The 15,754-nt window shown below is 48.9% G+C and carries 11 protein-coding genes; 4 read left to right on the forward strand and 7 right to left on the reverse strand.

Features of this window, described 5'->3' with window-relative positions; translation table 11 throughout:
• Positions 1-54: 54 nt before the first annotated feature.
• The 7 genes from pelA to O59_RS07710 form a co-directional block, all read right to left on the reverse strand.
• Positions 55-2,058, reverse strand: coding sequence for a pectate lyase (pelA, locus tag O59_RS07680; RefSeq protein ID WP_007641238.1), 2,004 nt, complete (start codon positions 2,056-2,058; stop codon positions 55-57).
• 267 nt (positions 2,059-2,325) lie between these two features.
• Positions 2,326-5,721: a HEAT repeat domain-containing protein gene (locus O59_RS07685; RefSeq protein WP_007641239.1), complete on the reverse strand. Its 3,396-nt coding sequence runs from the start codon at positions 5,719-5,721 to the stop codon at positions 2,326-2,328.
• A 221-nt stretch (positions 5,722-5,942) separates the two neighbouring features.
• On the reverse strand, positions 5,943-7,307 hold the full coding sequence (locus O59_RS07690) for a multicopper oxidase family protein (protein ID WP_007641240.1): 1,365 nt from the start codon (positions 7,305-7,307) through the stop codon (positions 5,943-5,945).
• Complete coding sequence (locus O59_RS21985; protein WP_007641241.1) at positions 7,300-8,874, reverse strand: TolC family protein; 1,575 nt, start codon at positions 8,872-8,874, stop codon at positions 7,300-7,302. The genes O59_RS07690 and O59_RS21985 overlap by 8 nt, the downstream gene beginning before the upstream one ends.
• A 35-nt stretch (positions 8,875-8,909) precedes the next feature.
• Entirely contained in the window at positions 8,910-9,380 is a 471-nt protein-coding gene (cueR, locus tag O59_RS07700; protein WP_007641243.1) for a Cu(I)-responsive transcriptional regulator, read from the reverse strand.
• Positions 9,381-9,382: 2 nt separating this feature from the next.
• On the reverse strand, positions 9,383-11,653 hold the full coding sequence (locus O59_RS07705) for a heavy metal translocating P-type ATPase (RefSeq protein WP_007641244.1): 2,271 nt from the start codon (positions 11,651-11,653) through the stop codon (positions 9,383-9,385).
• A gap of 11 nt (positions 11,654-11,664) precedes the next feature.
• Positions 11,665-11,871 (reverse strand): heavy-metal-associated domain-containing protein, encoded by a 207-nt coding sequence (locus tag O59_RS07710; protein WP_040391709.1) that lies wholly within the window; start codon positions 11,869-11,871, stop codon positions 11,665-11,667.
• Positions 11,872-12,018: 147 nt separating this feature from the next.
• On the opposite strand from O59_RS07710, the gene O59_RS07715 reads away from it, so the two are divergent.
• From O59_RS07715 to O59_RS07730, 4 genes are all read left to right on the forward strand, one after another.
• Entirely contained in the window at positions 12,019-12,999 is a 981-nt protein-coding gene (locus O59_RS07715) for an HPP family protein (RefSeq protein WP_007641246.1), read from the forward strand.
• Positions 13,000-13,177: 178 nt separating this feature from the next.
• Entirely contained in the window at positions 13,178-13,981 is an 804-nt protein-coding gene (locus O59_RS07720; protein ID WP_007641247.1) for a peptidylprolyl isomerase, read from the forward strand.
• Between the two features lie 23 nt (positions 13,982-14,004).
• The gene (locus tag O59_RS07725; RefSeq protein ID WP_040391711.1) at positions 14,005-14,385 is read left to right on the forward strand and encodes a hypothetical protein; all 381 of its coding nucleotides are present in this window, start codon (positions 14,005-14,007) and stop codon (positions 14,383-14,385) included.
• 209 nt (positions 14,386-14,594) lie between these two features.
• Entirely contained in the window at positions 14,595-15,599 is a 1,005-nt protein-coding gene (locus O59_RS07730; protein ID WP_040391713.1) for a right-handed parallel beta-helix repeat-containing protein, read from the forward strand.
• Positions 15,600-15,754: the final 155 nt, after the last annotated feature.

Consider the following 15,754-nt stretch of genomic DNA (forward strand, 5'->3'; position numbering starts at 1 on the left):
TCAAAACCAGCATAAAAATCACCCTCCACCTAAAAAACGGAGGGTGATTTTTTATTAAAGGTAACCGACTTTTTGGGCGAAACTAATTATCGATGTACCGTAAGAGCCGCCCCAGCTATAACCGGTGCGACGCTCCAGTGACATTTGGGTGATGTCATAAAATTTACTGCCATCGCGGTCACTGAAGAAACCCCTGTTGGTATTTAAATCATAAAAGCGATACCACATTTTGCTGCCAGCTTTGGGCACTATGGGGTTAGTTTCCGCTTGCGATGAATCGTAGGTATAACCTTCAAGATAAGTGTTGGGGCTATTAAACCAGGCAACACCCGCACGTACGGCTTTTTCTATCTCGGCGGTTTGTGGTTGTGTCATCAGAAACGCAAGTACACCAACGGATTCACTACCGCTCAATGATTCCAACTCATACGCGCGCGCTTTTTTCGGTAAATAATCGGTCGCACCGTGTTGTGCGCACCACGCGGTTAATACCCCATTTTGTTTCCACTGGGCCTTCAAAATATATTCTGTGCCTTTGGTTACTGCGGTTTTAAAACGTGCGCGATCTCCATCGGTAAATACATCGGTATCAAACGGCGCGCGTTTATTCGCAGCGAAATCCAATACCGTCAATGCGTATGCCATGCCGTTATCGTTAAAGGTTGCGTGGTCTGCATAGCCACCTTTTAATGGATAAAACTGCGGCAGGGCGCCAGTGCTGTATTGTGAACTCACCAAAAAATTCGCTGCTTTGCGCACTGCATCGCGATATTTGGTAATACCACCTTGTTTGTAAACATCCGCGAGGTAAACCATTTCGGTGATGGTTGCGCCGTTGTCGATAGTCCCGCTTTCACTGCCGCCACTACCGCTGCCCACACTGTTGTAATCCAGATTTTTCGGCCAGCCGCCGTTGGTTTGCTGATAAGACAAAACTACATCAGCGCGGGAGACCGCCCATTTGGTGCGAGATTTGGTTAACCAACTGGCAGCCGGATTGCCATCCAATGTAAGCATTCTTGCTGTGCCAACTGAACTTGCTACCGAACTGGTTGATGCGCTGGAGCTGGATTTCACCGACGAAGAACTACTGCCAACACCCGTACCACAAACGCCTGCTGCAGTCAGTGCACCTGCTACTGTGAGTGAATCTATATTTGCTAAACCGTCAGCAGTCAGCGATGTGAGTTTTAACAGGTTGTTACCCTGCACCAAATCAATTTCGATGCTCGCTGTTTGCCAATTTGTCCAGCCACCGGTTGGGGGCAATTGCAGTGTGTAATTGCCATTGCTGCCGCCATTAATTAACAAAGAACCATTGCGATTAGCGGTTCCACCATTTGCAAAGCGGAAAGTTAAGGTGTGGCGACTGCTTGAGGTAGCGTTAACAGCCCACTCGATAGCAGCGCCTTGCACGTTGTTGCTATTGGTGTAGCCGTTACCGCTATAACCAGCATTGGTGCTCTCGGTGGCTATGCCATCCACACGGCAAAAACCAGCTTGTTCTTCTTGAATTACCAGCGACGAAATTGTCGTACTGGAACTAGTTGCTAAAGAGCTTGCTGCCAAAGAACTTGCGGGGCGACTACTACTGGATAGCGCAACACTGGACCTTACTGAACTCACCGCGCTGGACTGCGCAATGCTGCTGGGTGCAGATGACGCGTTGGTGCTGCCACATAAAGTGCCATTCACTTTGGGTGCGCCCGCGGTGCCATTTGCTTGAAACCCAAAACTGGCGGATGCACCCGCTGCAAGTGTTGCATTCCAACTTAAACCGGTTGCGCTATAGGGGTTGGAGCCACTGAGTGTGGCGTTCCAGGCATTGGTAATTGTTGCATTCGGTTCTTGCCAAGACACAGACCAATTATTTGCAGTTTGAGCCGTGTCGTTAGTTACTTTTATTTCGCCGGTAAACCCGCTGCCCCAGTTGTTGGTGACGGTGTAGGTGCAAGCCGCCCAGGATGCAGGTGATAGTGCAATGAGTGCCGCACTAATCAGCAGCCGCTGTTTGCTTCGAGTGGAAAGTTGTAGTGGTTTGAAAAATTTATTATTCATAGCTGTTCCCTATCATTTTTTGGATAAATGTTGTGACACAGCACCGGAAGGTGCTAGATAGGTAATGACCGAATCGTACAACTTATTATTATTCGCGCGAGTCTACGCGCGCCTTAACAAACATAAAAGTAATAACTCTGACTTTGAGATTTATTGGCGCGCTATGTTGTATTCAGTCTAATTAATCTGGATGGCAAAATTTCACAGATAAAAAAATCCCCCGGTTTAGCCGAGGGATAAAAATAAATAACGAGAGTTAGTGTGAAATTAGTGACCTTCTTGTACTTCCTCAGTGAGTGTAGACAGGTAGGCCACTACATCGCGAATCTCGTCCGCTTTTAACAACATACCCATGGGCGGCATACCGGATACCGGGCCGAAACCTGGTGCCACACGTGCACCCGGGTCAACCAACGCTTGCAGTAATTGTTCGCGTGACAGGGTTTTGGCAATGGTCGTTAAGTTCGGGCCGACATTGGCGCCGCGAGTTCCCACCATATGGCAGCGCACACATTGTGCGGTATTGCTGTAGCGGAAAATATTCATGCCTTTTTCTGCATCACCGCCGTACAAAGATTCGCGGAACATATCCAGTGGGTTGGTTTTGTCTTTGCTGTTTTGGTAAGTGGTGAGCAGTTCGGTTAATTCCGGTGCTTTAATTTTTTCCACAGCCGTAATTAATTCCAGCTGCACTTCCGGTGCAATTTTTCCGGCGATCAGTTGGGTCATTTGATCTTTAAATACCGCAACTGCTTCCGGTGCTTCTACATTGACCAGCGATAGGAGTGCAGCTTGCTGTTCACCGGTGGTGCCGTTTTTTAACAACAGGCTGTGCATTTCCACCACTTGTTGTACCGGTAAATCCAACTCGGGAACCATGGCCAGTGCCGCCATGCGTACACTTTGGTCTTTATCTTTCATGGCGACAAAAACCAGATCCCCGATATTATCGACCGAGAACTTTTTCAGTGTGTGTAGCGCGGCGATACGTGCTTCAGGTGCAGGATCTTTGCTTAGCTGGGTAACCAAATTATTTTTGGCTGCGCGGATATTTAAACCGGCAATTGCATGCACAGTGGCTTCGCGCACCTCTGCGTCACTGTCCGCCAGGAGATTGTTGTAGTTAGCACTCAGTGCTGCAATTGCTTCACTTTCGGGGTGTTTTACGGCGCCGCGATAAGCACCGGTCACACGGTCATAGGCGGAGGTTTCACCCCAACTTGCCAAGGCATGGATCGCTTCGGCGCGCAGAACACCGGCCATTTTTTGCTGTGACGCAAAACGAATTAAACGTTCAGCATTGTCGGCGGTAGTGTTGGTTTCGCTTTTGGCATAAACGTTCGCGTTGATGACGCGACGTAATAATTGCTCGTTGGTAAACGTGGGTTTATCCAAATAAGCTGCCAGGGCGGGCAGGGCGTCGGTCACTAAAGTGTCATCGCTAATGGCGCGTGCGGCATTAGTCACGACGTATTCGCTTTTATCATTAAGAAAAGCGGCGAGGGTAGGGCTGGCCATTTGTTTTAAAGCAACCACGGCAGCAATACGTACAGCTTCCGATGAGTGTGTTGCCAATTCACCAAGCGCCGCATCATCACCAATACGTGCCAGGGCGATGGCACCGGCTTGTCGCAAATACACATCTTCATCCTTGTTGGCGGCGAGCATAGCAACTATAGGCGCGATAGCAGTTTTATCGCCAATGCGACCCAAGGCTTGTGCCGCATAAAGTTGCGCGCGTGGATTTTCATCGCTCAACAACGGCAATAATGATTCAGTGGCCGGTGCGTGATTGGCATCGCCCAATACTTTGGCGGCTTGCGCACGCATTTCACTGTTGGCATCTTTTAATAAAGCAATCAACACGGCATCGACACTGGCATCTTTACGCAATAATTGCCCAAGGCCCCAAATGGCATGGATGCGCGCAAATTCGTCTGTTGCACTTTGCGCCTGGTTTTCCAGCAGGGCACGTGCATTTTTTTCCACCAAAATAAATTGCGCTTTTTGACGTACGCGCATATCGACGTGACTTAATAGCGTGACTAAATCTTCAGCGCTACGTTGACGTAAATCTTCCGCCAGTAATGTTTGGGTTTCTTTGCGTATCGCATTGCCGGCGGTATCGGGTGTATCCAATTTCCATACACGGCCTTTTTGTTTTAAACCCCACCCTTCAATCCAGTCGCTCATGTACATGGCACCGTCCGGGCCGAAATCCAAACCGGTCGCGAGTACACCGCGGAAAATATTTTCATCCTTATCCAGTTCAAAACTGGCGCCTTTGGGTTTCAGGGTAAACGCATTAATACCGGCGCGTGCCGCTGAACCGACAAACTCCACCACAAAGAAGTGATCTTTCCACTTATCGTTAAACGCGGTGCCGGGGTTATAGGTCATACCGGTGGGGCCTGCGTAATAAGGCGCGACTGGTGGAAGAATATGCGCGGCCTGGTCTTTAAAGCGCGGGGTGTAATAGTTTTCATCCATCCAGGGTTTGTAGCTGTTGTTTTTAGGGTCTTTGTATTTACCCAGCTGCCAGTTAATGCGCCAGCCGGTGTCGGACCCTTCAATCAAATGCACTACACGCTCGTATTCACCGACGTGATCGCCGTCGTTATCCACGCTGATAAAGTTGCCGTATTTATCGAACGAAAATTCATAAATATTGCGCAGACCGTGGGCAAAGACTTCGAAATTACTGCCGTCCGGTTCGCTGCGCACAATCACGCCTTGATCCTGATAATCCCAGGTTTTACCTGTAGCATCGGTAACGACTGTACCGACATCGCCCATGCTGTAATACATTTTTCCGTCTGGCCCCATCGTGGCACCGGACATGCCGTGGCCACTAAAACCAATGTGCACGGCAAAACCATGGGCGAGGGATTTTTTCTCGTCCATCTGGCCATCGCCATTGGTGTCTTTCAGCTTCCAGAAATCAGGTGCGATGTTGACAAATAATTCATCCAACAAATCGCTGTAATACATACCACCGATCACATCGGTGACTTCCGTATTAAAACCTTCCACCACGGTTTGCGCAAAATCGGCTTTGCCACTGCCGGATGTATCTTCCAGGCGAATAACCGACTCTTTCATGACCGTCAAGTCGCGCCAGTCATGGCTGCCATCTTTGTTGCGATCAGGAATGCGTTTGTTTTGTGCGCTTTTTTCCGGTGCCAATTCTGCTTTGAGGAATGCACGGCGGTCCTCAATATTTCTAAACGCAACGGATGGGTGCTCCCAGTCGGCATAGCCACGAATATCAAATTCAGAATTATTGCTGCGTTGGGTGATGCCCGCCCAAATGCGGCCTTTGTCATCCACATGGATGGCCACGGTATCGCCCATTAATTTTTCAGAGGCCCAGAGTTCGCCGGTAATGCCATCTGCAAGTTTTAATTCCACTTGCGACTCAATGGTGGCGGCGGTTTTTTTGGCGTCTTCGGGGGTGATGCGGGTAATGTTCAACGCAACACTGCTAACGGCGCTGCTGCTTTGCGCGCTGTTGTCTGTTGTTGTATTGGTGGTTTTGTCGCCGCAGCCGGTTAGTAATACCAGTGCTGCTATGGAGGTTGTGAACCAGACGGCTGGTTTCATTGAGCTTTGTGACCGATAAAGATAATGCGAAAAAGGAATACCGAGTGGGCGTTTTTTCATGAGTCTCTCACGCTGGTTCTGATTATGAAAAAGGGTTAAGTGTATTGGATCGACGTTCGTCTATTTGTAGTTATAGTCATGTCGGATTATAGGTGAGTGACGCCCCGAAGGCAGTCTGAATTGACGTATGTAGACATTTATTAACACTTCACCAGCAAATAAAAAAACCTCTGTGTCACCAGCGGTGACACAGAGGTTCGGTAATACGCGTTGATAAGTTTTTAAGTGGGAATGTCGCTGGGCACCTTATCCACTTTTTTGGCTTGGGTGCCTGCAGGTGGCAGGTACATATCCGCTTGCTCACCTAGTGCGTCGCGCACGCGAATCATGGAAAACATACCGCCCATTTCCAGTTTGCCGTAGAGGCCTTCGCCCATCATCATCGGCAAGGTATTTTCCGGGCCGGGCATATGCCCCATGTCCACATGTTCCTGATGCTCAGCCATGCCATGCTCGCCCATCGCCATATAACCCGGCAGCACTTTATTAATTTGTGCGCTGGGTTGTTTTACGCCGAGCATATTGGGCACTTCATGGCCCATGGCATTCATGGTGTGATGGCTCATATGGCAGTGAAACGCCCAATCACCAGGCACGCCCACAAATTCAATATCGCGGGTTTGACCCACGCCGATAATTTCGGTCACTTCACTGCGCCATTGGTTTTCTGGCCAGCGGCCACCATCAGAGCCAGTCACTAGAAATTGCACACCGTGTAAATGAATCGGGTGATTCCACATAGATAAATTACCGATGCGAATACGAATGCGTTCACCGGTTTGGCCGACCATGGATTCAATCGCCGGAAAGACTTTGCTGTTCATCGTCCACAAATTAAATTCCGTCATGACGCTTGGGTCGGGTCTATAGGTGCCCGGGTGTACCGCCCAGTTATGCAGCAGTACCACATAATCGCGATCCACTTCTGGCTTGGTGATTTCTTTGGGGTGAATAATAAACATGCCCATCATGCCGGTGGCGAGTTGCACCATTTCGTCCGCATGTGGGTGATACATATGGGTGCCGTGTTGTTGTAGGGTGAATTCATAGACAAATGTTTCGCCCGGTTTAATCGGCGCTTGGGTTAAACCACTTACGCCGTCCATGCCCCAAGGCAATAAAATGCCGTGCCAGTGGATACTGGTGTGCTCGGGTAATTTATTAGTGACATAAATACGCACTTGGTCGCCTTCGACGGCTTCAATCGTTGGCCCCGGTGTGCTGCCGTTGTAACCCCAGGCTTTAATTTTTGAACCCGGCGCAAATTCGTGCTCAATTTCTTCGGCGATTAAATGAAATTCTTTTACGCCATTGTTCATGCGATAGGGTAAGGTGCGGCCATTAGGCGTAATTACCGGGCGATAGCCCTGTGCCGTTAATTCTGTTTTTTTTGTGCTGACGGCAGGAATATCTTTGGTGCTTTTGCGTACCACTTTTTTTGTAGATTGATGCTGTGAGTGGTCCACTTTGGGCTCTGCCGGTGTTGGCATTTGATGTTGGGAGTGATCCACTTGCGCCTGTAAGGGCAAACTCGCGGCCACCAAACCGGCGGCGCTGCCGAGCAGTAAATTGCGGCGATTAATCATGTTGGTGCTCCTGCTCTTCGCTGGTGTTTTTATCTGAGTGGTCGCTGTGAGATTGATGACTGGAATGATCCATTTCTGCATGGTCCATTGTTGAGTGATCCATTTTCGAATGATCCATTTTCGAATGATCCATTTTCGAATGATCCATTTTCGAATGATCCATCTCTGAATGGTTCATCTTTGAATGATCCATTTTGGAATGATTCATTTTGGAGTAATCTGGCTTGCCAGTGGAAATAGGCAATTTTTTGCCGATGGATAATTCCAATTGGCTGCGCGCCAGCCAATAATTTTTTAACTCTTTGGTGTAGTCGTGGGCCAATTGGATTTCATTGCGTTTAATCTCCAATAGTTCAAACGGGCTGGTGAGCATAAAATTGACTTCGCGCTGAGCGAGCGCGGTACGTTTTTCCGCCACCTGTAAACTCTGTGTGATTAACGCCAACTGTGTTTGTGCAGTTTCAAGGGCCAGCAGCGCTTGTGCTATTTCCACATCCGCCGCCAATTCATGCTGTTGTAATTTAGCTTGCAGTTGTGCGACTTGCGCATCCAACGCTGCCAATTTCCCTTGGTTGCGATTAAAAATTGGCAATGCAAATTCCACTTCCGGTCCGATATTTTTTGCGCCATCCGCCTCTCGCTCCGCATTAATACCCACACTTATATCGCGCCAGCCATTTTCTCTTGCTAACAATGTACGGCGTTTACTGGCCAGCGTTAATTGTTGCTGAATAATTTTATTATCCAACCTATGGCTATTGGCCTCAGCTATTAACTGGTCTCGGGCAAATGTTTCCGGTTGCAGTGCGGGCAATTGCGTAGGCAAGGTGAGTGTGGTGGCGCTGGGTAGGCCAATAAAGTTAAGCAATGTTAGTCGTGCATTTTTTGACGCTAATTGGCGCTGATTAAATTGTTGTTGCACGCGGCGCAATTCATTGTCGTAATACAAAAATTGGTTTTCTGCCATATTGCCCGCGCGATAGAGACTGAGCGCCAGTTGCATTTGCGCTTTGGCTGCGTCTAATACTTGGGTTTGGATCTGTAAATGCTGGGCGGCAGCGAGAGCGCTGTAATAGTGCGATTGGGTTTGTACAATTAATTCCTGCAACTCAGCTTGCAGTTGCAATTGTGCGCGCAGAAGATTTTCTTGCGCTAATTGGCGGCGGAGCGGCCGAGTAAATAGTTCCAATAGTGGCTGGCTTAAACCCGTTTCTAATTGCCAGCGGCCACCACCTTCCGGGCGCATGGCACCGATGGAAATATGTGGGTTACTAATTAATTCGGCTTGGAGTTGTTGTGCATCGGCAATACCTAATTGTGCAAGCTGCATACGCACTTGCGGCGAATGACTTAACAGTAGTTGTATGGCATCGGTTAGTTGTAGGGGGTCTTTTATTGTAGAACTCACTGCGTGATCCGTGTCTAAACTAGCACCGGGAAAGTTTTGCTCAAGTGCTGTTTGCACGGGCATCAATGAATTTTTGGGGGCTGTGCTGCTACAGGCGCTGATTAATAAACTACTGGCGAGTAGTAATAGCAGCGCGATTTTTTTTAAGTTTGGATTCATCTTTTCACCTTATGACTTTCTCATTTTGTAGCCCGTTACTGCTGCTGTTGCACCTGTTGATGGCAACAGGCAAGGCCGTCCAAAATCGGGCAATCGGGGCGATCATCGCCCTGGCAGCGATTCGCTAAATCGCTCAGCGCTTTACGCATTTGTTGCAGCGCGTGAATACGTTCATCCATTTCATCAATATGTTCCATCGCCAGTTTTTTTACATCGGCACTGCTACGTGCTTCGTCTTTCCACAGGCTGGACAGCTGGGCGATTTGTTTCATGGAGAAGCCTAAATCCCGCGCGCTTTTAATAAAACGCAGCAGGTGAATCTCCCGCGTTTGATAGACACGGTAATTCGCCTGAGTGCGATCGGTGGGTGTGATTAAGCCGAGCGTTTCATAATGACGAATCATTTTTGCACTGACACCAGTCAGTTTTGCGGCATCGCCAATGGTATGCAATCCCTGCGCGTGTGCACTTGCCAATTCCAGGTTTGATGAATTGATTTGATACATAGTTATTTGCCCTTTTGGTGGCCGCTAATCGGTGCTTGCCAATTGCGCAGACGCAAGGCGTTAGTCACTACAAATACACTGGACAGCGCCATAGCGCCCGCTGCAAGCATGGGCGATAACAGCACTCCAAATGCAGGGTAGGCAATACCGGCGGCGAGTGGAATTAACGCCACATTGTAAGCAAAAGCCCAAAATAAATTTTGCTTAATGTTACGCATAGTGGCACGCGCCAGCGCAATACTTTTGGGTACGCCTTCAATATCGCCGCTCACCAAAATCAGATCGGCGCTTTCAATGGCGATGTCGGTTCCGGTACCAATCGCCAGCCCCAGGTCCGCTTCGGCAAGCGCTGGCGCATCGTTAATACCATCGCCCACATAGGCGATAGCGCCATGCTCGCTGCGCAATTGTTTTACCGCGGAAACTTTTTGATCGGGCAATACTTCGGCGATCACCACATCTATATTTAATTGTTTAGCAATCACTTCGGCGGTGCGGCGGTTGTCACCGGTAATCATCGCCACTTTAAAACCAAGTGCATGCAATGCGCTTAACGCCCCAGCGGTGCCGGGTTTAATGGTGTCGGCCAGTGCCATCACGGCGGCAATTTGATTATTAACGGCAACATAAATTGGCGTTTTGCCGTCGCTGGCTAATTGCTGGGCCTTGGTACTGAATACCGCCAGATCAATCTCGAGTTTTTCAAACAAGCGATCAGCACCAATATAAATTTCATTGCCAGACACTTGTGCTTTTAATCCGTAACCGGCCATCGCCTCAAAGGATTCCAGCGTGCCGAGCGTTACTTTTTCGGTGGCGGCTGCGGTTACCAACGCTGTTGCTATCGGGTGTTCCGAGTGTTGTTCTGCCGCTGCAACCAGCGCCAGCACGGCATTTTTTTCAAACCCGTAAGCGACGATAAAATCTGTCAATTGTGGTTGGCCCATCGTTAGAGTGCCGGTTTTATCAAAGGCGATAGTTTTTACTTCGGCGAGGGATTGCAGCGCCGCACCGCGACGAAATAACAAACCAAGGTTCGCGGCGCGGCCGGTGCCCACCATAATCGAAGTGGGTGTGGCTAAACCCATAGCACAAGGGCAGGCGATAATCAGTACCGCCACGGCATTCACCAGTGCAAAACCGAGCGCGGGCTCGGGGCCAAAAAACATCCAAACGATAAACGTGAGCAGCGCCACTAGCATCACCGCCGGCACAAACCAGCGGGTGATTTGATCCACCAATGCTTGAATTGGCAGTTTTGAACCCTGTGCCGCTTCCACCAGCTGGATAATTTGCGCCAGCATGGTGTCCTTACCGGTTTTGGTGACGCGGTACTGGAAGGAGCCGGTGCTATTGAGTGTGCCGCCAATCACTTCGGCGCCTGCAATTTTACTCACCGGCATAGGTTCACCGGTCATCATGGATTCATCCACAAAGGAACTGCCTTCGGTCACTGTGCCATCCAGCGGGATACGTTCGCCGGGGCGTACGAGCAAGGTGTCGCCGGGTTGGATGAGATCTATCGCCAGCGTTTGTTGCGCGCCATCCACCATACGTGTTGCGGTGTGCGGTTGAAGTTTTACCAGTTGGGCAATGGCATCGCTGGTGCGGCCACGAGCGCGGGCCTCCAATAATCGCCCCAGCAAAATCAGGGTGACAATCACGGCGGCGGCTTCAAAGTAAACATTCACCGTACCGGCGGGCAGGGCGGCTGGAATGAAGGTGGCAACCAGCGAGTAGCCCCACGCGGCCAAGCTGCCTACGGCGACCAGCGAGTTCATATCTGGCGCCATGCGTATCAAGGCAGGTAAACCTTTGAGGTAAAACACACGGCCGGGGCCGAACATCACCAAGGTGGTTAAAACGGCCTGGATTATCCAATTCCACTGCCCAAGGTTGGCCATTAACCAATGGTGCAGGGCGGGAATAAGGTGGCTGCCCATCTCCATCACAAATACCGGCAAGGTGAGCAAGAGCGCCAGCTGGAACTGGTGGGTTAATTGCTGGTGTTCCTGCTCACGGCGCTCGGCACTGTCGCCGGCATCTTCATCTTGCGCCAGTTTTGCGTTGTATCCTGCCTGTTCTACTTTTTCCACCAGGGTGTTTAGCGCCACTGGGTGGGTAAGTGTAAGGTGCGCTCGTTCGGTGGCGAGGTTGACACTGACGCTGTTCACCCCTTCAACTTTACTCAGTGCGCGCTCAACGTGGGCAACACAGGAGGCACAGGTCATACCTTCAATTGCCAGATCTAACTCGCTTGATGAGTTACTCATGATAGGCCTCTCTATTTTTCGCTAAAAGGTTGAGCCGGATAACCGGCCTCCGCAAAAATCCCGAGTAATTGCTCATTACTCAATGTTGATTCGACCCGCACCTGACGAATCGGCGGGAACGTTTTAACAACGGCATTGGCATCAACTGCTTGTAAGGCGCGGGTAATCGCGTTAGCGCAGCCTTGGCAAGTCATGTTTTCTACGTGAAATAACTGCATGGTGGTCTCCTGATAATCTGGTAGTGAGATCAGGTTAAGGCTTACCATCATGGGAAGGTCAAGTATTCTATTGAGTTTAAGCTTATTTGCAGTTAGCGCTATAAACCTCTAGCATTCTGCGCTTTTCTGGTGCATGGAGTATCCCCTGTGAGTATCAAACACTGGTTGCATGAAGCCCGCTTACTGCTCGGTATAGAGCGCAGCACCACTCGTCACGGTGAAAAACTGATTTCCGGGTTGGGCGCTTTTCTCGGCATTCTGGCGGTTTACTGGGGTACACGCTGGTGTTTCCCGGATGGTTTTATGCACACCGCGGGCACTCTGATTATGGTGACTTCTATGGGCGCGACCGCCGTACTGCTGTTTGCTGTGCCGCAGGGTGCCTTGTCCCAGCCTTGGGCCGTGATTGGTGGCCATCTGCTGTCGGCATTTGTGGGGGTTACTTGTCAGCAGCTAGTGCCGGATCAAACTTGGACACCGGCTTTAGCTGTGGGCTTGGCGGTAGCGGTAATGCACTATGCGCGTTGTATGCATCCTCCCGGCGGCGCCACTGCACTGGCCGCCGTTATTGGTGGGGCAGAAATCTACAAGCTCGAATATTTTTATCTAGTGGCACCCATCCTGATCAATGTGGTCAGCATCATGGCAATGGCTATTGCATTTAATGCATTTTTCCCTTGGCGTCGCTATCCAGCCCATTTAACCCGTCGGCAAATTGCCAAACCCACAGTTACTGCTGAGCGTCAGTTCGAATTGACCCAGGAAGATTTTTCTGCGGCGATGGAACAGCTGAACTCCTACGTGGATATCACCGCTGAAAATCTTACTCAGTTATTGGAGCTGGCCAAGCAACACGCAGAAAAAAACATCACCCACCCGGAGCAAATTATTCCCGGGCATTTTTATAGCAACGGCAAACTGGGGAACTTATGGAGCGTGCGTCAGGTCGTAGACGCCGCCAACCATGCCAACGCCAATAAAGACCAAGTGATTTTTAAAGTGGTGGCGGGGGCGGGTGGTTATGCCACCGGGATTTGCTTGCGCAGCGAATTTCGCCAATGGGCGCGTTATGAAGTTATTCCTCAGCCTAATGGCCACTGGAAAAAGCTGACCGATGACGATGTATAAATCCCATCAAACACATGAAGAGTCTGCGTTAACTATTACAATTTCCAACAAATTTAGGGTGTGTACCCAGAGTAGTACAGGATAAGATGCCGTCATCCTAACTGGGTGTAACCACGCCCACTTAGCTATAAAAATTAATTATTTTCATTATTTATTTTGTCATCGAGGTTTATCGACCATGCGTTTCAATTCCATTGCAGTTGCACCTTTCACCTTGCTTAAACACACCATTGCCGCTGTTTGCCTGAGCGCTGGTGTATTGATGAGTCAATTAGCGGCCGCTACTACGGTTCAATTTCAAACTGTGATGGGCGATTTTGAAGTTAACCTTTATGACAAAACCACACCTAAAACCGTCGCCAACTTTTTGGCCTATGTAAATGCCAATGCCTATGCCAATACGGTTATTCATCGCTCAGTAAGCGGGTTTATTGTGCAGGGTGGTGGTTTTAAATATGTCACCACAGATAAGCTGGAAGCAATCACAAAAAATGCTGCAGTGGAAAACGAACCTGTGTATTCCAACGTGCGTGCGACCATTTCTATGGCAAAAACGCCTAACAATGCTAACAGTGCGACAAACCAATGGTTTATCAACCTGGCCGACAACTCATCCAATCTTGACAGACAAAATGGTGGCTTTACTGCATTCGGCGAAGTGACCAGTGGCATGGATGTCGTGCTCGCCATCGCAGGTGTAACTCGTTTCAACTTTAATTCCGACTTTACTGAGCTTCCTTTGCGTAATTATTCTGCTGATGATTACAAAGCGAAAAAACCGGTAACCGACCAAAATTTTGTAATGATCGAAAATGTCGTCGTGTTAAATGCGGATCCGGATACTGCAACCAGCCTTAATCCACCTAAAAACACCCTCATAACCGAAAAGGATGATGGCGGTAGCGGCAGCTTGGGTTTACTTTCCCTGCTTGCACTGGGTTTGCTTGCGCTGGGCCGTAAAACCCTGTTGAATAAGGCTTAACTTATCAACAAGAGGGATGCAGTGTGATTACATACTTGTATTGGATAACGGTTATCGCCGTTGCTGTTTTTGTTTTCTGGGGAATCGGCCGCTACTTTAAATGGAAAGCGGGCGCCATCGGCGGGCTGACAATACTGATCATCGGCTGGGGGATGTATTTCTTCCACTATGAGCAGCACTTTGTAAAGAACTTTGGTGGCGTGATGTCGATTGACGTTCCCAAGGGTCAAATGCACATGGCGGCAACCTGGAAAGACGATAACCTGTGGATCGAAAACTACGACCCGGCAACTAATACCTGTATTTTTAGTGAATATTCAAAGGGTAGTTTGTTGGAAGGTCGGGTAACGATTAAAAACTGTAATCCACTGATGCCCAAAGCAGAAGTACCTGCCGCGGAGTAATTCACTGCGCTAATAAATGAAACACAAAAGGGGCCTTGCGCCCCTTTTGTGTTTCCAGAATACACAGTCTTATCACCGATGAACTGGGCGCCAGGCATAATTAGATTTTTTTAAAATATAAGCCACAGTTTTTCTTGCGAGAGAGTGTTTTAGCACTAGCCTTCAAGCATGAGGAGTGTAAATTCTCCTGTTGTTATAGAGGGTAAACTATGAGTTTTATTCATAGCATGCGGCAGTCTCTGATCTTGTTTTTATTAATTCTTGTAAACAGTGCTCCAGCGGCATTTGCTGCGCAAATGGTCACTGAAAAAACCTGCACGGCAATCCAAAATGCAATCAATAAATTACCTTCGGCTGGCGGTGAAGTGTTGTTGACCAGCGGCACTTATACCTGCACCCATCCCATCGTGCTCGATAAAAGTCACGTCACCTTACGTGGTCGTGGTACCGCAACAGTACTACGCCTGGCTGATGGAATTAACGCACCTGTCATTGTGATGGGACAAACTGAAAATGTTCCGAGCAGATCAATTCATTTTGTGAGCGTTAGCGATTTAATGATTGATGGTAATAGAGCAAATCAATCATCAGAATGTATGGGTGGCCCCTGCAGTGACCAGTTTCCTTTGCGCAATAACGGCATAAGTATTCGCCGCTGTATTGATTGCAGTGTGCAGTCGGTAGTCGTTTTTGGTGCTATGTCGGGCGGCTTGGTGACAGAACTCGGTTGTCGCCGTTTGCGAATTCGCGATTACACTTCTTATGACAATGAATTTGATGGCTTGGCAGGCTACGAAACAGAAGACAGTAGTTTTTCCGGCATTTACCTTTACAACAATCAAGCCGCTGGAATATCTACCGATATCAAATTCAACAATAATAAATTTTTTGATGTCACTATCACTAACAATAAAACGGTCGGCATTTTTATGCGTGACTCATTGGATAATTCGTTTACCAATTTGCATATAAGCGACAGTGTGCAGCATGGAATTTTTCTGGCACAAGTAAACCATGACCCGACGACAGGGGCGACTGGCAATACATTTACCGGTGTAGTGATTAGTCGCTCCGGAGGGGCTGGCATGATCGCGAACGATGCATCCTGTGTAAATAATATGATGGTTGGTGCGCAGTTTATTAATAATCGCCACGGCTGTATCAGTGAGGCATCGTCGGGATTGGTGGAAAACGTTGGAACTATTTGTCGTTAATAAAAAAACTAGCGGTAGATCAAAAATTATTTTTGCAAGCTATGGCTTAGCCATCAACGCAATCGCCCTGTGTGTGTAAATGGATGTACGTTGAGTCAGCGCGCGACCCTATTGGTCGCGCGTTTTTTTGCAGAAATTGAGCAAATGAAATTATT

This window comes from Cellvibrio sp. BR (genome assembly GCF_000263355.1).
Classification (GTDB): Bacteria; Pseudomonadota; Gammaproteobacteria; order Pseudomonadales; family Cellvibrionaceae; genus Cellvibrio.

Excerpts from the sequence above, each read along its gene's own strand:
- O59_RS07685 (WP_007641239.1), bottom strand. The coding sequence starts at position 5,721 with ATGAAAAAACGCCCACTCGGTATTCCTTTTTCGCATTATCTTTATCGG.
- O59_RS21985 (WP_007641241.1), bottom strand. The coding sequence starts at position 8,874 with ATGAATCCAAACTTAAAAAAAATCGCGCTGCTATTACTACTCGCCAGT.
- cueR (WP_007641243.1), bottom strand. The coding sequence starts at position 9,380 with ATGTATCAAATCAATTCATCAAACCTGGAATTGGCAAGTGCACACGCG.
- pelA (WP_007641238.1), bottom strand. The coding sequence starts at position 2,058 with ATGAATAATAAATTTTTCAAACCACTACAACTTTCCACTCGAAGCAAA.
- O59_RS07730 (WP_040391713.1), top strand. The coding sequence starts at position 14,595 with ATGAGTTTTATTCATAGCATGCGGCAGTCTCTGATCTTGTTTTTATTA.
- O59_RS07705 (WP_007641244.1), bottom strand. The coding sequence starts at position 11,653 with ATGAGTAACTCATCAAGCGAGTTAGATCTGGCAATTGAAGGTATGACC.
- O59_RS07710 (WP_040391709.1), bottom strand. The coding sequence starts at position 11,871 with ATGCAGTTATTTCACGTAGAAAACATGACTTGCCAAGGCTGCGCTAAC.
- O59_RS07720 (WP_007641247.1), top strand. The coding sequence starts at position 13,178 with ATGCGTTTCAATTCCATTGCAGTTGCACCTTTCACCTTGCTTAAACAC.
- O59_RS07690 (WP_007641240.1), bottom strand. The coding sequence starts at position 7,307 with ATGATTAATCGCCGCAATTTACTGCTCGGCAGCGCCGCCGGTTTGGTG.